Below are 19,114 nucleotides of genomic sequence, written 5' to 3'. Positions count from 1 at the left end.
CGTAGCGCACCAATTACCAATGCGTATCACTCAAGGCACGACAGCACTGACCGGCTGTAACCGGTGACCCCAAGGGTCGTGGCAATCAATGCGTAAGCCCCCTATGATAAGGGCCGATCGAAGCCAGTGACAAGCCGCCCTCCATGCCAAATACTCGCTTTACGTTGTTTCGTACCTGGCTGAGTAGGCCTGAAAGTTTGTTGGTACTGGTGTTACTCGGCATGGTTACCGGAGTCGCAACCGGACTCGTTATGACCGGTTTTTTGCTGTTGCTCAATAGCTTGCTCGGCCTGCTCAACGGCGACTCTTTGGAAGATTTTGAATCCCTCTCCCTACCCATGCGCTTTGCGCTTCCTTTACTAGGTAGTCTGGTCCTGATCGCACTTTATCGATGGACGCCTAGCCGGGTTCACAATGTGGGCATTGCTCATGTGATTGATCGCCTGCAGCGTGGTCGCGGCAAACTGGCCGCCGGTAACGCCTTCTTTCAATTGGCCGCCGCCATAGTGGCATTGGGTAGTGGCCATTCGGTCGGCAAAGAAGGTCCAGCGGTGCATATCGGTGCTGGCATTGCCAATCAGCTTGGACAACGCACACATCGGGTTCCAAGCCAGCTCCGCCTGCTGATCGGTTGTGGTACAGCGGCGGCGATTTCGTCAGCGTTCGATACGCCATTAGCCGGCGTTTTATTTGCCATGGAAGTGGTATTGATGGAGTACAGCCTGCTCGGCTTTACGCCCATTATAGCGGCGGCCGTAACAGCTTCGGCTACCAGTCGCTGGTTAATCGGCGAACACCCCAGCTTTATCGCCATTGAACTGCAATCTGCGCACATTTCTGATTGGCCATTGCTGGTGCTAACCGGCCTGGCGATCGGTCTGCTGGCAGTAGCGTTTCACCATCTGGTTCGATTAATGCAACGGCATGGCCCGGCGCGGCGCTCAACCCGTTTGCTGCTCGCCGGTTTGCTGGTGGGCAGCCTGGCGACGCTGGTTCCGGAAATTCTCGGCTCCGGTTTCGATACGGTTAACCAAACCCTCAGCGACCCTCAGCCCTGGCAAATTCTGGCGTTAATACTAATCGCCAAGATGATTGCCACCGCCTGCGCAGTGGGACTGGGCATCCCTGCCGGCGTCATCGGCCCCATCCTCGTTATTGGCGCCTGCGGTGGTGCTCTAATGGCAGCCATTCTGCCTGCCTCCGATATGGCGCTCTATGCACTGCTGGGTATGGCCGGCATGATGAGCGCCGTACTGCATGCGCCACTGGCTGCACTGGCAGCGGTATTGGAGTTATCACTCAGTGCTCAGGCGATGTTTCCGGCGATGATCGTTGTGCTGTCGGCCAACCTGGTTTGCCAGCACGGGTTCCGGTTGCCGTCGTTGTTTCGCGGCATCCTTGAAGCTCAGGGACTGTCGATTCAGACTCACCCGGTGCGCACGGCTCTGGCGCAACGTTATCTGTCGGAGCTGGGCACCCGGCAGTTTGACAGCTGCGATCCAGCCAGCGAACGCGAACGCATCGCCACTCTGGCTAAAAGTCCTTATCGATGGGTGGTATTACAACTCGATAACAAAGCCTATCTGCTGGCGCGTGAGCGACTGACCGCCTGCCATCAGGATTGGATTCAACTGGAAGCGGACATACGGCCACCCTTCGCCGAGGCGGTTCAGTCACTGATCGGGCCATACAGCCGTCTACACCCACTGACAGAAGACATCACCCTGCTTGAAGCCGTCAAATCCCTGCAACAGGAAGATACCGCCGGTTTCTTACTGCCGCTGGATGATGGCAACACCGGACTGGTCACCCGTGCGCAACTGGTCTCGGTACTCACCTCAGAAGGAGACATCCAATAATGCTGTATCTGTGGCTTAAGGCCTTCCACATCATGACCGTCATCACCTGGTTTGCGGGCATCTTTTATCTGCCAAGGTTATTCGTCTATCACGCCATGGCCGAAGACGAAGCCAGCAAGGAACGCTTCAAGATCATGGAGCGCAAACTTTATCGCGGCATCATGACACCCTCGATGGTGTTGGCGCTGGCCTTTGGTATCGGCATGCTGTTCACCGCCAGCGGACAGGTCTGGCTGAGCATGGGTTGGTTGCACTTCAAGCTGGCGCTGGTGCTCGCTTTGATCGGTTACCACCACGCCTGTGGCCGCCTGGTACGCACTTTCGCAGCGGACGCCAATCGACATTCACATCGCTGGTTCCGCTGGTTCAATGAAATGCCGGTCATTGCCCTGGTGGGTATTGTGCTGTTGGTGGTGCTGAAACCCTTCTAATCACACTGTCGAGCAGATACAAAAAAGGCCAACGACCGCCAGGTCGTTGGCCAATGACTACCTATCAACTAGACAATCCCCAGATCATAAAATCTGACGATCAGCGCGAGTCTAGACGCTAAACGCCACTGACTCCAGAGCCAGGGCAGTGCCTGCGTTTGCCAGAGTTGAGTCGAAACAGGACAATGGCCGGCATCGCATAACCAATAGGCATTACAGACCATGACCGATTCCTTTGCGGCGCTGTTCGAACGCGCCCAGAAAGTCATCCCTGGTGGCGTCAATTCACCCGTGCGTGCGTTCAAGGGCGTCGGTGGCACTCCCGTCTTTTTCAAGCGCGCCGAAGGCTCCCGCCTGTATGACACCAACGACAAGGCGTACATCGATTACGTCCTCTCCTGGGGACCGCAAATTCTCGGCCATGGCGATGAAAGCGTGCGTGCGGCCATCCACCATCAGGTTGATCAGGCTCTGACCTTTGGTGCGCCCAGTGAACTGGAAACGCTGATGGCGGAAAAAGTCTGCGCCCTGGTACCGTCCATCAAAAAGGTACGCATGGTTAACTCCGGTACCGAAGCCACCATGTCGGCTATTCGGCTGGCACGAGGTTTTACCGGGCGCGATCTGCTGGTGAAATTCGAAGGCAACTATCATGGTCATTCCGACAGCCTGCTGGTCAAAGCCGGCTCCGGTATGTTGACCACCGGCGTACCCACTTCGCCCGGCGTGCCGGCTAACGTCGCCGAGCACACCCTGACGCTGGAATACAACAATGCCGAGGCCGTTCGCAGCTGTTTTGCCGAACTGGGCGATCGCATTGCCGCGGTCATCGTCGAGCCCGTCGCCGGCAATATGAACTGCGTATTGCCCGAGGCGGGCTTTCTGGAAACCTTACGTGAGCAGTGCGATCACAGCGGTGCTGTGTTGATCTTCGACGAAGTAATGAGCGGCTTTCGAGTGGCATTGGGAGGTGCTCAGCAATACTTCAACGTCAAACCCGATCTGACCACGCTGGGGAAAGTCATCGGCGGCGGCATGCCGGTTGGCGCTTTTGGTGGTCGTGCCGACATCATGGATCATCTGTCACCGGTTGGACCGGTCTACCAGGCTGGCACTCTGGCTGGCAACCCCGTTGCCATGGCCGCAGGCCTTGCGGTGCTGAATCAGATTGATCAACCCGGTGTATATGAACAACTGACCGATCGCACCACAGCGCTGACTCAGGGAATGCGCGACCTGGCCAAAGCCGCCGGCATTTCCTTTACCACCAATGCCGCTGGCAGCATGTTCGGCTTATTCTTCAGCGAAGAAGAAACTGTGAGCCGTTTCAGCCAGGTGATGGCCTGCAACAGCGAACGCTTTAATCGCTTTTTCCACGCCATGCTGGATCAGGGCATTTATTTGGCGCCCTCCAGTTTTGAAGCTGGCTTTATGTCGTTGTCGCACAGCGAAGAAGACATCGAACGAACCCTTCAGGCTGCTCAAAACGCTTTCAGCCAACTGTCCTAACACCGGCCAGTTAAATGCAGATGGCCACCAGTAGGTGGCCATATTCCGAATTTAGCGCTTTTCGAAGACATTCCCTCCCAAATCCTGCTTGTTCAACACCAATTGATTCTTGAGTAACGGTTCACATCTGAGTTCAGTCTGGTAAGGTGAAAAAACGTTTAAAAAATACTGAACGTTCAGAACACTGGACTTTTCCGGATTTGGATCCGAACCATGCCACCATCGACGCCCTCACAAGCCAGAACTGAAGACGACACTCTGTCGCTAGAAGATCGCCTTGATGCAACTCGCGGTCTGGTGGTGGATGCCATCGCTCAGACGATGGATCACTATGGCGTCAATGCCTCTACGGCTTTGCTTTATGGCCTGATGTATTTCCACAACGATCCCATCACGCTTGATGAGATGTGCGACAAGATGGGCATGAGCAAAGCCAGCATGAGCACCGGCGTGCGCAAGCTGCAAGACAACCGCATGGTGCACCGGGTATTTCGTCCCGGCAGTCGCAAAGACCTCTACCGCGCCGAAGAAGACTTTCATAAAAACTTCATCAACTTCTTCTGTCGACGCTGGGAAGAAGAAGTCACCATCAACGGCAAAGCCATCGCAGCGGCGGAACGCCAATATCAGGCATTACTCAACGACCCCGACCTGGACGCCAAGACCGAACGCGAAATTGAACGCGATCTTGCCAAGATCGACGAATCCAAGCATTACTATCATTTTTTGGAAAAGCTCATCGCTCGCAGTGAGTCCGGTGAGTTATTCCGCTGGTTGGCCGACGACTCCCCCGGTTAGCCCGTCCTACGCAAAACAGAAGATTGGATGTTCAGCGCTTGCCCAGGCAACGCACTGGCCAATCCAGCCCATAAAAAACTGCGCGATACGGAAACAACAACGAGGAGAACGGACGATGTCCAACGAACTGAATTTTTTGACTGAACAGGCCCGTCGTGGCCGCATTTCCCGCCGCGACTTTCTCGGCCGCGCCATGGCATTGGGTATGGCTTTACCTTTCGCCAGCAGCGTGTTTGCCGAAGCCGTTTCCGGCACACCTATCAAAGGCGGTTTACTGAAGGCCGGTATGCAAGGTGGCTCATCCACCGACAGCCTGGATCCGGCTTCCTGGACCAGCCAGGTGCAATTTATGTTTGGTAAGTCCTGGGGTGAGTGTCTGACCAACGTCGCCCCCAATGGCGACCTGGTACCGCGTCTGGCCGAAGAAGTCAGCTCATCCGCCGACGCCAAGACCTGGACCTTCAAACTGCGCCAGGGTGTGCTGTTCCACAATGGCCAGGAAATGACCGCCGCCGATGTCGTGGCCACTCTGGAGCGTCACTCCGACGAAGCCTCTGAATCCGGCGCGCTGGGTATTATGCGTGGTCTGGCTGATATTCGAGCCAACGGCAAATACGAAGTCGTGGTCACCACCACCGAAGCCAACGCCGACCTGCCGTACCTGTTCTCCGATTACCACCTGATGATTCAGCCCAACGGCGGCAAAGACGCCCCGGATGCTGGCATCGGCACCGGCCCATATAAGGTTACCGAGTTTGAACCGGGCGTACGCCACAGTGCTGAACGCTTCGCCGATTATTGGAATCTCGATGAATGGGGCCACGCGGCGGAAATCGAAATCACCGTTATCAACGATCCGACCGCACGGATGGCCGCGCTGCAAAGCGGCCAGGTACATATGATCAACCGCGTTGAACCACGTGTTGTCGATATGGTGAAACGCCTGGCCAATATTGAAGTTCACAACGTATCCGGCCCGGCCCATTACGTCTTCCCGATGCATTGCGACACCGCCCCCTTCAGCAACAAAGACCTGCGCATGGCGTTGAAACTGGCGATGAATCGCGAAGATATGGTGGAGCGCATCCTGCGTGGCTACGGCAGTGTCGGCAACGACTTCCCGATCAACAGCGCTTACCCTCTGGCGCCAACCGACATTCCGCAGCGCGAATTCGATCCGGATCAGGCCCGCTTCCTGTACGAACGCTCCGGCCACAGCGGCCCCATTGTGCTGCGCACCTCTGACGTTGCCTTCCCGGGCGCCGTCGATGCCGCTCAGCTGTATCAACAAACCTGCGCCCAGGCCGGCATCAACCTGGAAGTGGTACGCTCACCCGGTGATGGCTACTGGTCCGATGTCTGGAACAAGGAACCGTTCTGCGCCTCTTACTGGAGCGGCCGCCCGACTCAGGACCAAATGTACTCCACCGGCTACGTTTCCGGCGCCGATTGGAACGACACCCGCTTCTTCAATGAGCAGTTCGACCAGTTGGCCGTTCAGGCTCGCGGCGAACTGGATCAGACCAAGCGCGCCCAGATGTACCACGACATGGCGATGATTCTGCGTGACGAAGGTGGCTTGCTGCTGCCGATGTTCAACGACTACATCGAAGCACATAACAACCAGGTTCAGGGTTGGGTCGATCATCCTCAGTTCGAGATGATGTCCGGCTTCGCGTTGAGCCGCTGCTGGTTGAGTGCCTGAGCGACCAAACCATGAACCTAATCGTCGCAAGACTGATCGCCCAGCGCCTCGCGCTGGGCGTCTTACTGCTGTTCGCTGTTTCCATTCTGATCTTTGTCGGCACCATGATGCTTCCGGGCGACGTCGCCCAGGCCATCCTGGGCCAGTCCGCCACGGATCAGGCGGTTGCCAATTTACGCGCCGAGTTGGGGCTGAACGATCCCGCCTGGATGCGTTATCTCGACTGGCTCGGCGGCATTCTGACCGGCGACCTGGGAACCTCCCTTTCCAACGGTCAATCCATTGCCGACTCTTTGCTGGGGCGGGCTGGTAATACCTTCTTTCTGGCGTTCTGGACAGCGCTGATTGCCGTTCCTCTGGCTATCTTGCTGGGTCTGGTGGCGGTGCGTTACCAGAACCGCTGGCCGGACAGAGTCATTTCCGGGGCGACCCTAACCACCATTTCATTGCCCGACTTCTTTATTGGCTATCTGCTGATCTATTTCGTTGCGGTCAAACTGGGCTGGTTCCCGAGCGTGTCCACCGTCTACGACGGCATGCCTTTCGTGGAACGCATGCGCGCCATCGCACTGCCGGCCTTTACGCTGACGCTGATCATTCTGGCGCACATGATGCGCATGACCCGCGCGGCCATCTTGAATGTGATGCAATCGGCTTACATTGAAACGGCCGAGCTGAAAGGGCTGGGCGGGCTGAAGATCATCTGGCGTCACGCCTTTCCCAACTCCATCGCACCGGTGATTAACGTCGTTATGATCAACCTGGCGTTCCTGGTCGTTGGCGTGGTGGTGATCGAAGTGATCTTTGTCTATCCGGGCATGGGCCAGTATCTGATTGACCACGTTGCCAAACGCGACGTACCCGTCGTTCAGGCCTGCGGACTGATCTTCGCCACCGTTTATATCGGCCTGAACATCATCGCCGATGTGGTGTCCATCCTCTCCAACCCGCGCTTGCGGCATCCGAAGTGAGGCGCAGCCGATGAAACTCCCCAATAACCCTCTGGCCAATATCCCCATCACCGCACTGATCGGCCTGATATTGACCACTTTATTTGTGCTGGCCGCCGTCTTTGCGCCCTGGATCGCGCCTTACAGCCTGTCCGAATCGGTCGGCGATATGTGGGAATCCAGTTCTGCCATTCACCTGCTGGGTACCGATAACCTGGGTCGCGATCTGTTTTCACGATTGCTGTACGGCGCCCGCACCACCATGACCATCGCTGCGCTGGCGACCGCTCTGGCATTTGGTCTCGGTTCGATCCTGGGCATTCTGGCGGCGGTACTCGGCGGCTGGGCCGATCAGTTGATGTCACGCACCATCGATCTGCTGATGTCCATTCCGACGCTGATTTTCGCCTTGGTGGTGCTCTCAGTCATGCCCAGCACGACCATGATTCTGGTACTGGTCATGGGCATTCTCGATTCCACCCGCGTTTACCGGATCGCCCGGGCGGTCGCTGTCGATATCAACGTTCAGGATTTTGTCGAAGCCGCCCGGCTGCGCGGTGAAGGCCGGGTCTGGATCATCTTCCGTGAGATTCTGCCCAACGCCTTATCGCCTCTGGTTGCTGAACTGGGTCTGCGCTTTATCTTTGCGGTGCTGTTCTTGTCGTCGCTGTCCTTCCTGGGCTTGGGTGTGCAACCGCCGGAAGCCGACTGGGGTTCCATGGTGCGCGAAAACCGTCAGGGCATTGTTTTTGGCGTACCGGCGGCACTGATTCCTGCCGGCGCCATCGCCTTGCTGGCCATCTCCGTCAATCTGGTTGCCGACTGGGTGTTGCGTCGCACCACCGATCTAAAAGGAGGCCGCAGTGGCTGATCAATTACTGGACATTACCGATCTGCGCATCGGCGCCACCGTTTATCCACCCGGCGAAAAACCGCGTGATGTCACTCTGGTCGATGGCGTCAGCCTGACGCTGGAGAAAGGCAAAGTACTGGGACTGATCGGTGAATCCGGCGCTGGCAAATCGACCATCGGTTTGAGTGCTGCTGGTTATGGTCGCGGCGGCGTGCGCATTACCGGTGGTGAAATCCGCGTCAACGGCGAAGACATCCTGGCCAACGGCCAAGGTGGATTGCGTCGCCTGCGCGGCAAAACGGTCTGCTACGTTGCTCAGTCAGCAGCAGCAGCTTTTAACCCAGCGCATCGACTTATGGATCAGGTGATCGAAGCAACGCTGGCGCATGGCGTGCTTGGCCGTGCTGATGCAGAAGCGCGTGCTGTGGAGTTGTTCGCCAAGCTGGGACTGCCCGATCCGGAGCATTTTGGTCAGCGTTATCCGCACCAAGTCTCCGGCGGCCAATTACAACGCGCCATGACCGCCATGGCACTGTGCTCAGAACCCGATCTGATCATTTTTGACGAACCGACGACCGCGCTGGATGTCACCACCCAGATTGATGTGTTGGCGGCGATCAAAGATGCCATTCACGATACCGGCGTTGGTGCGCTCTACATCACGCACGATCTGGCGGTGGTCGCTCAGGTGGCCGACAACATCCTGGTGCTGCGCAACGGCGAGGCGGTGGAATACGGCCCAACGCGCGACATCATCGAGCGCCCTAAAGAAGACTACACCCGAGCCTTGGTATCGGTCCGCTCCATTGACCACCAGGCGCGTCAACCACAGGTACAGCCGTTGCTCGAAGTCGATGCGGTCAGTGCGCGCTACAGTGCTGAGTTGCCGCCGGTATTGAAGCAGGTATCGGTGCAACTCTCAGCCGGCCAGACGCTCGCCGTGGTAGGCGAATCAGGCTCCGGGAAATCGACGCTGGCGCGTTGCATTACCGGCTTACTACCGATTGAATCCGGCGATATTCGCTTTGCTGGCCAGTCTTTGCCCAAAGCATTAAAAAGTCGCGATAAAGAAACGCTGCGCCAGTTGCAGATGGTCTATCAGATGGCCGATGTAGCGATGAACCCACGCCATACTGTAGCGACCATCATTGGTCGCCCTCTGACGTTCTATTTTGGTTTAAAGGGTGCCGCTCGCCGCCAACGTGTATTGGAACTGCTCGACGCCATCGAACTGGGACCGGAATATTACGACCGTTACCCGGCCGAACTCTCCGGCGGACAGAAGCAACGCGTCTGCATCGCTCGGGCTTTAGCCGCCGAACCCAAGCTGATCATCTGCGATGAAGTGACCTCAGCGCTTGATCCGCTGGTCGCCGACGGCATCCTGAAACTCTTGCTGCGTCTGCAGGAATCGGCCGGCGTTGCCTACTTATTCATCACCCACGATCTGGCCACGGTGCGCGCCATCTCAGACTCCATAGCGGTGATGTTGCAAGGCGAGGTCGTACGCTACGGCACTCACGAACAAGTACTGACGGGGCCCTTCGATGATTACACCGACCTGCTGTTACGTTCCGTACCCCAGATGAAACTGGGCTGGCTCGAAGAAGCCATTGCCGGCCGAAAAATGACAGGGCAGGACCAGTAAGTGGCCTCAAGCCGTTGTTTTGGCAGTGGTTTTTCGTGGAAAACGGGAAAGACTGTTGACAGCGGCCGGGCCGCTCACTAAGATGCGCGCCTGCTTACCGACGGTGAGTGCATCCGGAATGCCTGGGTGGTGAAATTGGTAGACACGCTAGCTTCAGGTGCTAGTGGGGGCAACCCCGTGGAGGTTCAAATCCTCTCCCAGGCACCATTTCACCCGGATGACCTTCTTACCGCGACCGCTCTGCCTGGGTGGTGAAATTGGTAGACACGCTAGCTTCAGGTGCTAGTGGGGGCAACCCCGTGGAGGTTCAAATCCTCTCCCAGGCACCATCTGTACGACCCTCTTATTACTCAATCCGACCTTTCATAAACCGCTCGCGGTTCTCGCTTTTCTTGCGTTCGCTTTTGCGCAGCAGCACATAAAGCGCACCAACGCCGCCGTGGAAATTCTGCGCCGAATGAAACGCCAATACCGCCGGTATCTGTTTCAACCAGGTGTTCACGCAGCTTTTTAGAAATGCCTGAGGTTCACTGCGTTCGCCCTTGCCATGCAGAATCATCGCCGAACGTACGTCATATTTCAGGCAGTCTTCGATAAAGCCAAACACCTCAGCACGCGCCTGCTGCATGGATTTGCGATGCAGATCCAAACGGGCGTCGATCGGATACTGACCCCGTTTTAACTTGCGATAAACACCGTGCGAAACACCATCAGTGCGGTACTCCAGCACATCAAGCGGATGTACCAGATCGATGATTTCTTCGGTCAGGTGATTGCTGTCTTTTTCGGTTGTGGTCACCGCCATCTGGCGCCGATGAATCAGGCTCGGCTGAGGTGTCGAGCCTTTCGCCAGATCCACCTTGGGTTTGGTTTTCAGCGGCTGAACGCCCTTCATCTCTTGGCGGAAGAGGTCCAGTTCATCGTCATCACTCATAGCACACCTAAAGCTTTTGGCGCTATTCTATCAGCTAGTACAAGCGCCGCCTAAGGCGCTCGGGGCGGTGTAAACGAGCGGTAAAAGGAATCGCGAGCCTCTAACGGTTGGGACAAACTAATGGCCATGAATGAAGCGCATATCCTCCTCATTGACGATGATCGTGATCTGGCCGAACTGCTCGGCGAGTATCTCGACGCCGAAGGTTTCCGCCTAAGCGCCGCCCACAGCGGTGAAGAAGGCATCCAGGAACTGGGTCGTGGCGAATACGACCTGGTGCTGCTGGATGTCATGATGCCTGGCATCGATGGCTTTGAAACCCTCAAACAGATTCGCAACACCTCCGCCGTTCCGGTCCTGATGTTGACCGCCAAAGGCGAGGAAACCGACCGGGTACTCGGCCTCGAACTGGGCGCCGATGATTACCTGGCCAAACCCTACAGCCACCGTGAACTGCTGGCCCGCATAAAAGCTTTGCTGCGCAGGATCGAACTGGATCGCGCCCAGAAAGAAAACGATACCGGCACGTTGGAATGCAATGGCGTCACGCTGAACTTCGATACCTACGAAGTCGACTGCGATGGCCAGACACTGCCCATGACCACCAGCGAATTCAAAGTACTGCGCGTACTGATGAGCCGAGCGGGCAAGGCAGTGCCAAAAGAAGACCTTTATCGCGAAGTTTTGGGTCGTGAAATCATGGCTTACGATCGCTCTATCGATATGCACGTCTCCAACGTGCGTCGTAAGATTCAGACCGTCACCGAAGACCCCAAAATTCAAACCATTCGAGGCATCGGCTACCTCTTTGTTGAAGCCAGCTAATCAATGTCTCTGCCTGTACCATCCGTGACCTGGTCCAAGCTGAATCCACTGGGGTCTGTGTTTGGCAAGATCTGGATCAGCTTCTGGGTCACGCTGCTACTGATTGTTCTGGCCGTAGCCTTCGTCTCGCACCAGGTGGCGCAGGTCTATCAGATCGGCGCCCCCAACTCCAATCACATCCGCCTGCTTAACAGGGTCAAACTGCCCAATATCGATCGCCTGGCCAGCAGTCGCCAGGAAATCATTGACGAGCTCGACCGCTTCAACAGCCAGTCCAGCTATCAATGGTATCTGGTTGATGACACCTACCACCTGCTCGGTACACCCAGACCTCCTCGGCGCATTCTGGTCATGTTGTCGGAAATGATGGAAATGGAAGGCGTTAAAGTCGGGCAATGGCGGCAGGAAACCTGGATGGGGCCGATCACCATGTCGGTTGGCGGCGAGGTGTACCGGATGTTTATTCGTGGCGTGCCTCCTTTGCCGCCACCCAATTTACCACTCTGGCTCGACAGCCAATGGCTGCGCATCATCTTTGGTCTGGTCGTGTCCGGCTTGATGAGTCTGCTGCTGGCCTGGTCTTTCACCCGACCGCTGGAACGCTTGCGCCGAGTTTCGCGTCAACTCGCCGGTGGCAGTCTGGATGCCCGGGTTGGCGATTCTGTCACCCACCGCGCTGACGAACTGGGCGAGTTAGGGCGCGACTTCGATGATATGGCCGAACGCCTGCAGCAGTTGGTTTCCGCCCAGCAACGTCTGCTCAGTAACGTCAGTCACGAACTGCGCTCGCCACTGACCCGGCTGCAGGTCGCCCTCGGTATCGTGCGACAAAAAGCGCCGACCGATTTGGAAAGCGCCCTTAACCGGATTGAACGCGAAAGCGATCGCCTGGAAAGCCTGATCGCCCAGGTACTGAAGCTATCGCGCTTCGAAAACGATATGCAGCAGCTCGAGCCCAGCGAAATCCAGCTGGATGATCTGGTGCATCAGGTCGCTGAAGACGCTCGCTTTGAATCACGCCAACGCGAGGTCAATATCGTCGAAATCATCGACCAGCCAACGACCCTCTATAGCGACGGCCAACTGATTCACAGCGCTCTGGATAACGTGGTGCGCAACGCTTTGCGCTTTTCACCGGATGGCAGCGAACTGAGTATCGAACTGCACAGCGATCGGCATCATGCCACCATCGAAGTGTCGGACCAGGGACCAGGCGTCCCTGACGATAAGCTGGAGCAACTGTTCGATCCCTTCTATCGGCTTGACCAAAGCAACCCTGGCGCTGGCCTGGGTCTCAACATTGCCCGCCACGCCATCCAGGCGCACAAAGGCGAAATCCGCGCCTTCAATCGAGCCGAAGGCGGACTCTGTGTGCGCATCGTGCTGCCCAAATCCCGCCAACGCTAACGCCCAACTTGCCGCCTTCAGGCTGAATCGCTAGCCTGTTGCGCTTTAGCGGAGTCAGTAGCGTGCAGATTCGCCCCTTTCAGCAAGCCGACCGGGCAGCCGTTATCCAGCTTTGGCAGGATTGCGGCCTCACCGTGCCTTGGAATGATCCCAACAAAGATATCGATCGCAAATGCCAGGTCGGCGCGGAATTGTTTCTGGTCGGCGAACGCGACGGCACTCTCATCGCCTCAGTCATGGGCGGTTATGAAGGCCACCGCGGCTGGGTGAATTACTTGGCGGTCGACCCTCAATACCAGCGCCAGGGTCTGGCTAAACAACTGATGCAGACACTGGAACGCAAGCTGACCGCGCTTGGCTGCCCGAAGATTAACCTCCAGGTGCGCAGCAGCAATGCCAGCGTTTTAGCGTTCTACGAAGCGCTGGGCTATCAGGTCGATGCGGCGGTCAGTCTCGGCAAACGACTGATCAGCGATCAGCCATGACGCTGAATGACACCACTCAATTCCCCTTGCGCCTGACCGTCCTGGCGAGTTGGCCACGCCTGCTGTTACAGACCTTTGAAAAGCTGGGACTGCCCGCCGACCAACTGGCGCGCGAAGCGGGGCTGCTGCCGGAACACCTGGCTGACGCCAATGCCCGGGTTCCGTCCATGGCCGTGGTTCAGTTATGGCGCCTGGGACTGGCTCAAACCGATACCAATCTGCCCATCGCCATTGCCGAACACGTCAATGCCGGCACCTTTCATGCGTTGGGATTTGCCATGGCCAGCAGCGAAACCGGACGCGATGCGCTGGCCCTGCTGGAACGTTATTACTCCCTGTTAACCACCACCATTCAGTTGCACAAAGTTGACCGACCCGGCCAGTGCGGCTTACGTATGCACTCCAGTCCGTTGTTGCATCATCTGTTGGAAAACTTTGTCGAAGCCGATCTGAACGACAGCCTGGGACAACTGCGCGAAGCCGGCGCTCTGGCGCTGGTGTCACTGTGCCGACACTATTTCGGGGTGCGTTTTACGCCGCATTCGGTCAGCTTTCGCCGCGATCTCGGCAACAGCCGTGACGACTACGCCCGCGTCCTCGGTTGCCCGGTGCAGGACAACGACAACCAAGACACCATCTGGTTCGATAACGATCTGCTCGACCGGCCGCTGCCATCAGCCAACGCCCATCTGGCAACCGTTAACGAACAGGTTGTCGCCAGCTATCTACGCTTGCTGCAACAAGACTGGCCCAGTCAGGTGGTCTCGGAAATTATTCTGCAAATGCCCGCCGGCAAAGTCTCCCAACAGAGCGTTGCCGACGCCCTGCACCTGTCATCTCGCACGCTGCAGCGCCGTTTAAGCGATGCCCAGGTCAGCTTCCGCGAACTACTGCAGCAGGCGCGTCGGGAACTGGCCTTACAGTACATTCGCCACAGCGACATCCCCATTTTGGAGATCGGTTATCGCCTGGGTTTCAGCGAACCGGCAAACTTTACGCGGGCCTTTCGTCAGTGGACCGGGGAAGCGCCGGCGCGGTTTCGCGAACGGGCACGCAACGCAACGCCATAGCCAGACCACCATAGAACAACGCCAACAACCAGAGGCCCCACGCCGAGGCATCGACGCCCATAAAGGCCGTACCCAGCATAGCCTTGGCCGCCTGTGTCGCCGGTAACCAGTCAGTGAGCGGTAACAACCACTCGGCCATGGCAAAGTGCGGCCAGCTGATCCCAGTCAGCAATAGCAGTGGCACCGACAAGGGCAACAACCACAACAGCGGCGTTTCCAGTCGTTGCATCGGTCGCGAGACGATCATGCCGAACCAGATAGCACTGAGCACAAACGGCAAACCAAAACCGAACAGCTGAGCGCCATTCAGTGCCGGCCAAACGCCTTCCAATGGCAACGCCCAACGAAACAGATAGAGCACCAACGCCAAACCGTGCACACCATAGATCAAGGTTTGGGTAACAAATCCATGAATGGGTTTAGCGACGGAACCCTCTTCACGCTGAGCGCCCCAATGCATACCCACCGCCAGCATCAGCACCTGTTGCACCAAAAACAGATAAACGCCCGGCACCAGATATTGCAGATAAGAACGATCCGAATTGAACAGCGGCGTCAGCGCCAACTGCAACGGTTCCGCACGAGCCTCGGCCTGAACAGCATTGCCCAGGGTTTGCAGTCGATGCGGCTGCGCCCAGCGATCCGATTCAGCGCGAATCACCTGCGCCATGGAGCGCGCTGCGGTACCGTAAACCAGGAAATTACTGGCGCTGCCACCATAGGCCAAAGTGACCGCTTCACCGCGCTCCAGATCGGCCTGCATGCCCGCCGGTATATTTAGATAGGCCTGAACATCACCGGCAACCAAGGCTTCGGAACGATCAACATCGGTTGCCGTCACCCGGTCTACCCGCAATTGAGGGGCCGCATCCAAATGATCAATCAACCGTCGGCTGGCCTGGCTTTGATCGGCATCGACGATCCAGAGCCTTACCTCAGTCACCACAGCGGCTTGATAGGGCAGCGGATAAAAGAATGAATAAAACAAAGGCGCGAAGATCAGAATCAACAGGATGCCGCGATAGCGAAACAGCAACGTCCATTCGGCTTTTAAGCTCGACCACATCGGATTCAACCTCATCAGTAATGCCCCGTCCATTTGGGATGGACCACCTTCTGACGTAACAGCAACAGCGTCGGCGGCCAGAGCAACAACGTCACCAGACCCAAAGGCCAGAGTTGTGGCCAAAGAGTGGTTAAACTGACGTCAAAGTGCAGCACCTGATCCTGCCAGCGAATCAGACTGCCGACCGGTAACAGCGACTGCCAGAACCGCGCCGCACCGATCATATTAGTCACCGGGAAAGTCACGCCGATAAACGCAAAAGCGGGCAGGGTATAGATCGCCGCCACCGACAGCGCCTTGCGCAGGTTGTGCAGCAACGCCATCACCAACACTGCAGCACTGATATAAAAAGCCGCCACCCAGATGCTCAGCAGCAGCAACCGTGGCAGTCGCCAGCCCCAGGGCAATTGCAGCGCGTGCAACGCCAGCAGATGAAACAGCGCCGCCCAGCCCAGCAAGACCAGCGTTAACGGCAGCAACTTACCCACCAGGGCAACACCCAGACGCGCGCCACTCGCCTGCCACCAATCCTCGGTCGTGCCCTCACGAAATTCACGACCCAGGGCGTACAGCGTGCTCAGCACCAAAAGCACATGCCAGATGTGGCTGTGCAAAGAAGCTCGCAAAAAGGACTGATAATTCAGCCACTGATTACCGGCCACCGAACGCTCACCGCTGATCGGCACCACCTGCGCTTTGGCCTGGGTCTTGGTCTGGCCGTGCACCACAAACTGGCTGGCGGTTTCGCGCAAACTGCTTTCAATAACAAAGCGCACCAGCTGATTAGTGAGCAAGGTGCCCACCATGTAACTCTGCTGATTCACATAAGCCGGTATCTGCTGTGGCAAACCGATCTGTAGCTGTTCAGCGAAGCCTTCCGGGATCACCAGATAACCAAAACTGCGTTGCGCGCGAACCTCCGCCAGTGCCGCCTGACTGCCGGCATGAACCAGGCTGACATCCAGCGTCGGGGAGCTGTTTAAGCGATAAGCCAGATCGCGACTGGCCGGACTGTTATCTTCATCGACCACCTGAAACGGTACCGATTGCACCGCAGGCGTCGAAACGATGCCGCTGAGCAGGATCGCCGCCAATGCCGGAGCACCAAACAACAAAAACAGATAGCTCGGCTGACGCACCAGGATTCGCAACTCACGCCGCAACACCCTGATCACCGCGAATTCAGCCATGTTCAGCCGCCGTCTCAATGATCACCGTCATACCAGCGCGCCAGTCATCGATCGGCTCGACCGGCCGGGCGCGCACTTCAAAGGTGCGCAAATCCGCTTCACCGCTATGGGTGGCGCGCCAGGTGGCGTATTCACCCAAGGGAGAGACGTAGCTCACGCGCAACTCAACGCTGCGATCCAAGGCTGGCAGATACCCCTGAACGATGGTGTCCTGGGCAAACTCAACCAGACGATCTTCGCGCACGTGGAAACGCACCCAGGCATCGCTCAAATCGGTCAGAGTGACTACCGGAAAACCCGCCGGGGCGATTTCGCCGCTGTGAATCAACACCTCGGTGACTTCACCCGCCGCCGGAGCGGTAATGCGCGTTTCGGCGACCATCGACTGCACCTCTGCCAGTTGTGCCTCGGCGGCATTGGCCTCGCTGCGCGCAGCGGTACGCAATTCATCATCGGTGCCGTTTTGCGCCTGGAGGTATTGCTGATGCGCGGCCTCAGCGGCAAAACCGGCTGATTCGGCCTGAGTTTCGGCTTCGTCTAAACGCTGCTGTGACACCAGGCCATCGGCGTGCAGATTGCGCAATCGCTCGGCCGTGGTCTGCGCCAGGTCGGCCGCAGACTGAGCGCGCTGCCACTGATCGCGCGCCTGTGCCAGTTCTTCTGCGCGCGCACCGCGATCGGCGCGCTCACTCATCGCCTGTTTGGCGCTAACAGCGGCCTGCGCCTGATCAAGGCGCGCCTGCAATTCCGGGCTGGTCAGTTCAAACACCAGCTCGCCGGCGGCGACCTGGTCACCTTCACGCACCGCAACCTGAGCCACGCGGCCGGCAATCTTGCCGCTGACGCGAATGGTCTGGGCATCAACAGTACCCTGCAATAAGGGTTGCGGTGCCTGCGCTTGAGTCATATAGCCGTAGCCGAGAATGCCACCCAAAGCGGCCAGATAGGCCAGGCTGAGGATCATGGCTTTGTTATTCATGGTGATCGGTTCCTGCGGTCAAAAAGATCATAAAAGTGGCGCTCAGAGCGCCGCTGAACGGTCCAGCAAAGCAAAGAAAGCGGCGCTGTCACCGGCGCGAATATAGAGCCGCGCCATAGCCTGATGCTGCTCGATCACAGCCTGCAAACGCTGCAGCCGAACCGCCGCCAAAGCGGTTTCCGCTGCAATGCGGTCGAGGTCGGTGCTCAGACCCTGGTGGTAACCGCGCTGCGTCAGTTCTACCTGCTGCTGCACCAAGGCTTCGGTCGAAGCCAGTGAATCGATATTGGCTTCGGCCCGGCGCACATCTCGGTAGTCCAGCTGCAAGCGACTGCTGAGATCGCTTTCGCTCTGAGTGCGTTGCTGCTGTACCTGATCCACCCGAGCCAGGGCGGCCTGACGTTGGTGCCATCGATTACCGCTGTCGAGCAGCGACCATTGCACCGATACACCGGCGGCCCAACGCGGATCGAGCGCGGTCAAACCCTCCGGCAGTAACTCATAACGACCGAACAGCGCGACCGTTGGTAACCAGCTGGCATTACTGCCGGCGGCACCCGCAGCAGCCAACTGTTGTTTCGCCTGCAACTGGGCTATTTCCGGTGATTGCGTCAACAGCAGCTGATGCAGACTATCGAGATCGGGGTTCGCTGATAAAGGCGTCAGTTGACCGGGCTGCGGCAAGGGGACAGCCGTCCCGACCAACTGACGATAAACCAGGGTGGCCAATTCCAAATCGGCCTGGGCGTTGGACAGTTCGCGCCGCGCTTCGTCGCGCTCGACTTCAACAGCCAGGCGATCAGCCGTGGCGATCAAACCTTCCTGTTCGCGCCGCTCGGCGCTGTAGACCTGACGATCGAGGCTATCGAGGCGGCGCTGGCGGATATCCACGGCTTCGCTCGCCAACACCAGGCTGTAATAGCGATCGACCAACTGCAGCAAAACGCTCTGCTGTTGCTGCTCAGCCTGCGCCTGCTGATCGTCGATACGCGCATCGGCCGCCGCCACCGCCGCTTGCAGACGCCCACCGGTATAGACCGGCAAGGTCGCTTCGAGCGTGGCGGTGCTGTATTGATCCTGCTGAATGGTTTCGCGCATTGGCGGCGCCAGTGGATTCAGAGCACTGATATCGACGCTTAACGACAGGTCATCATTCAATTGCGTATAGCGACTGTTCAGGGTCAAGGTCGGGCCATAACGCCAGCGCTCAGAGCGGGCTTCAGCCTGGCGCGCAGTCACCGCTGCCGACTGCGCCTGCAGGCCCGGATTCTGGGTTTGTACCTGATGCCAGAGTGTTTCCAACTCGGATGCTTGTGACAGCGGCGTCAGCAAAGCACCGACCATCACCAGCAGGTAAGACTGTTTCATAACGCCTCATTCGATTGCTCAATGGGCGCCGAGTTTA

17 protein-coding genes and 2 tRNA genes are annotated in these 19,114 nt (G+C 57.7%); 14 read left to right on the top strand and 5 right to left on the bottom strand.

Features of this window, described 5'->3' with window-relative positions; all coding sequences use genetic code 11:
* The first annotated feature begins 251 nt into the window (after window positions 1-251).
* The 10 genes from ACXAE6_RS07385 to ACXAE6_RS07340 all read left to right on the top strand — a co-directional run bounded on the left by ACXAE6_RS07385 (window position 252) and on the right by ACXAE6_RS07340 (window position 10,082).
* A complete protein-coding gene (locus tag ACXAE6_RS07385) occupies window positions 252-1,859 on the top strand; it encodes a chloride channel protein (protein WP_475146292.1) in 1,608 nt (535 codons plus the stop codon).
* Window positions 1,859-2,290, top strand: coding sequence for a protoporphyrinogen oxidase HemJ (gene hemJ, locus ACXAE6_RS07380; protein ID WP_475146290.1), 432 nt, complete (start codon window positions 1,859-1,861; stop codon window positions 2,288-2,290). Before ACXAE6_RS07385 ends, hemJ begins: the two co-directional genes overlap by 1 nt.
* A 222-nt stretch (window positions 2,291-2,512) precedes the next feature.
* A complete protein-coding gene (gene hemL / locus ACXAE6_RS07375; RefSeq protein ID WP_475146287.1) occupies window positions 2,513-3,799 on the top strand; it encodes a glutamate-1-semialdehyde 2,1-aminomutase in 1,287 nt (428 codons plus the stop codon).
* Window positions 3,800-4,012: 213 nt separating this feature from the next.
* The gene (locus ACXAE6_RS07370; protein ID WP_475146284.1) at window positions 4,013-4,597 is read left to right on the top strand and encodes a GbsR/MarR family transcriptional regulator; all 585 of its coding nucleotides are present in this window, start codon (window positions 4,013-4,015) and stop codon (window positions 4,595-4,597) included.
* Window positions 4,598-4,712: 115 nt separating this feature from the next.
* Window positions 4,713-6,302, top strand: a complete 1,590-nt coding sequence (locus ACXAE6_RS07365; protein ID WP_475146282.1) for an ABC transporter substrate-binding protein — start codon at window positions 4,713-4,715, stop codon at window positions 6,300-6,302.
* Window positions 6,303-6,313: 11 nt separating this feature from the next.
* The gene (locus ACXAE6_RS07360) at window positions 6,314-7,273 is read left to right on the top strand and encodes an ABC transporter permease (RefSeq protein WP_392805646.1); all 960 of its coding nucleotides are present in this window, start codon (window positions 6,314-6,316) and stop codon (window positions 7,271-7,273) included.
* A 10-nt stretch (window positions 7,274-7,283) separates the two neighbouring features.
* The gene (locus ACXAE6_RS07355; RefSeq protein ID WP_475146278.1) at window positions 7,284-8,123 is read left to right on the top strand and encodes an ABC transporter permease; all 840 of its coding nucleotides are present in this window, start codon (window positions 7,284-7,286) and stop codon (window positions 8,121-8,123) included.
* Window positions 8,116-9,753 (top strand): ABC transporter ATP-binding protein, encoded by a 1,638-nt coding sequence (locus tag ACXAE6_RS07350; protein WP_475146276.1) that lies wholly within the window; start codon window positions 8,116-8,118, stop codon window positions 9,751-9,753. The genes ACXAE6_RS07355 and ACXAE6_RS07350 overlap by 8 nt, the downstream gene beginning before the upstream one ends.
* Before the next feature lie 120 nt (window positions 9,754-9,873).
* Window positions 9,874-9,960: transfer RNA gene (locus ACXAE6_RS07345), tRNA-Leu, on the top strand.
* A gap of 35 nt (window positions 9,961-9,995) precedes the next feature.
* A tRNA-Leu gene (locus ACXAE6_RS07340) sits at window positions 9,996-10,082 on the top strand.
* Window positions 10,083-10,099: 17 nt separating this feature from the next.
* Here the strand turns inward: ACXAE6_RS07340 and smrA are convergent.
* A complete protein-coding gene (gene smrA, locus ACXAE6_RS07335) occupies window positions 10,100-10,687 on the bottom strand; it encodes a DNA endonuclease SmrA (RefSeq protein ID WP_475146272.1) in 588 nt (195 codons plus the stop codon).
* 120 nt (window positions 10,688-10,807) lie between these two features.
* Here smrA and ACXAE6_RS07330 point away from each other — a divergent pair, with 120 nt between their 5' ends.
* The 4 genes from ACXAE6_RS07330 (at window position 10,808) to ACXAE6_RS07315 (ending at window position 14,474) form a co-directional block, all read left to right on the top strand.
* Complete coding sequence (locus tag ACXAE6_RS07330) at window positions 10,808-11,512, top strand: response regulator (protein WP_475146269.1); 705 nt, start codon at window positions 10,808-10,810, stop codon at window positions 11,510-11,512.
* A 24-nt stretch (window positions 11,513-11,536) separates the two neighbouring features.
* Window positions 11,537-12,919: an ATP-binding protein gene (locus ACXAE6_RS07325; RefSeq protein ID WP_475146268.1), complete on the top strand. Its 1,383-nt coding sequence runs from the start codon at window positions 11,537-11,539 to the stop codon at window positions 12,917-12,919.
* 62 nt (window positions 12,920-12,981) lie between these two features.
* A complete protein-coding gene (locus ACXAE6_RS07320; protein ID WP_475146266.1) occupies window positions 12,982-13,404 on the top strand; it encodes a GNAT family acetyltransferase in 423 nt (140 codons plus the stop codon).
* On the top strand, window positions 13,401-14,474 hold the full coding sequence (locus ACXAE6_RS07315; protein WP_475146264.1) for an AraC family transcriptional regulator: 1,074 nt from the start codon (window positions 13,401-13,403) through the stop codon (window positions 14,472-14,474). Before ACXAE6_RS07320 ends, ACXAE6_RS07315 begins: the two co-directional genes overlap by 4 nt.
* Here ACXAE6_RS07315 and ACXAE6_RS07310 read toward each other — a convergent pair.
* From ACXAE6_RS07310 to ACXAE6_RS07295, 4 genes are read right to left on the bottom strand one after another with little or no spacing between them, the layout of a single operon-like run.
* Window positions 14,398-15,540 carry an ABC transporter permease gene (locus tag ACXAE6_RS07310; RefSeq protein WP_475146262.1) on the bottom strand — a complete coding sequence of 381 codons (1,143 nt, stop codon included), beginning with the start codon at window positions 15,538-15,540 and terminating at the stop codon, window positions 14,398-14,400. The two genes, ACXAE6_RS07315 and ACXAE6_RS07310, sit on opposite strands and share 77 nt — an antisense overlap.
* Before the next feature lie 14 nt (window positions 15,541-15,554).
* A complete protein-coding gene (locus tag ACXAE6_RS07305) occupies window positions 15,555-16,730 on the bottom strand; it encodes an ABC transporter permease (protein WP_475146260.1) in 1,176 nt (391 codons plus the stop codon).
* Window positions 16,723-17,709 carry an HlyD family secretion protein gene (locus ACXAE6_RS07300; protein WP_475146258.1) on the bottom strand — a complete coding sequence of 329 codons (987 nt, stop codon included), beginning with the start codon at window positions 17,707-17,709 and terminating at the stop codon, window positions 16,723-16,725. The genes ACXAE6_RS07305 and ACXAE6_RS07300 overlap by 8 nt, the downstream gene beginning before the upstream one ends.
* A 42-nt stretch (window positions 17,710-17,751) precedes the next feature.
* A complete protein-coding gene (locus ACXAE6_RS07295) occupies window positions 17,752-19,077 on the bottom strand; it encodes a TolC family protein (RefSeq protein WP_475146256.1) in 1,326 nt (441 codons plus the stop codon).
* Window positions 19,078-19,114 lie beyond the last annotated feature (37 nt).

The organism is Saccharospirillum sp. ABV4_185, from assembly GCF_056159245.1.
Note: the sequence above shows the minus strand (reverse complement) of the source record. Positions and strands in the feature narration are given on the sequence as shown.

Coding starts and splice junctions, on each gene's coding strand:
- ACXAE6_RS07385 (WP_475146292.1), top strand. CDS start 252: ATGACCGGTTTTTTGCTGTTGCTCAATAGCTTGCTCGGCCTGCTCAAC.
- hemJ (WP_475146290.1), top strand. CDS start 1,859: ATGCTGTATCTGTGGCTTAAGGCCTTCCACATCATGACCGTCATCACC.
- hemL (WP_475146287.1), top strand. CDS start 2,513: ATGACCGATTCCTTTGCGGCGCTGTTCGAACGCGCCCAGAAAGTCATC.
- ACXAE6_RS07370 (WP_475146284.1), top strand. CDS start 4,013: ATGCCACCATCGACGCCCTCACAAGCCAGAACTGAAGACGACACTCTG.
- ACXAE6_RS07365 (WP_475146282.1), top strand. CDS start 4,713: ATGTCCAACGAACTGAATTTTTTGACTGAACAGGCCCGTCGTGGCCGC.
- ACXAE6_RS07360 (WP_392805646.1), top strand. CDS start 6,314: ATGAACCTAATCGTCGCAAGACTGATCGCCCAGCGCCTCGCGCTGGGC.
- ACXAE6_RS07355 (WP_475146278.1), top strand. CDS start 7,284: ATGAAACTCCCCAATAACCCTCTGGCCAATATCCCCATCACCGCACTG.
- smrA (WP_475146272.1), bottom strand. CDS start 10,687: ATGAGTGATGACGATGAACTGGACCTCTTCCGCCAAGAGATGAAGGGC.
- ACXAE6_RS07330 (WP_475146269.1), top strand. CDS start 10,808: ATGGCCATGAATGAAGCGCATATCCTCCTCATTGACGATGATCGTGAT.
- ACXAE6_RS07315 (WP_475146264.1), top strand. CDS start 13,401: ATGACGCTGAATGACACCACTCAATTCCCCTTGCGCCTGACCGTCCTG.
- ACXAE6_RS07310 (WP_475146262.1), bottom strand. CDS start 15,540: ATGTGGTCGAGCTTAAAAGCCGAATGGACGTTGCTGTTTCGCTATCGC.
- ACXAE6_RS07305 (WP_475146260.1), bottom strand. CDS start 16,730: ATGGCTGAATTCGCGGTGATCAGGGTGTTGCGGCGTGAGTTGCGAATC.
- ACXAE6_RS07300 (WP_475146258.1), bottom strand. CDS start 17,709: ATGAATAACAAAGCCATGATCCTCAGCCTGGCCTATCTGGCCGCTTTG.
- ACXAE6_RS07295 (WP_475146256.1), bottom strand. CDS start 19,077: ATGAAACAGTCTTACCTGCTGGTGATGGTCGGTGCTTTGCTGACGCCG.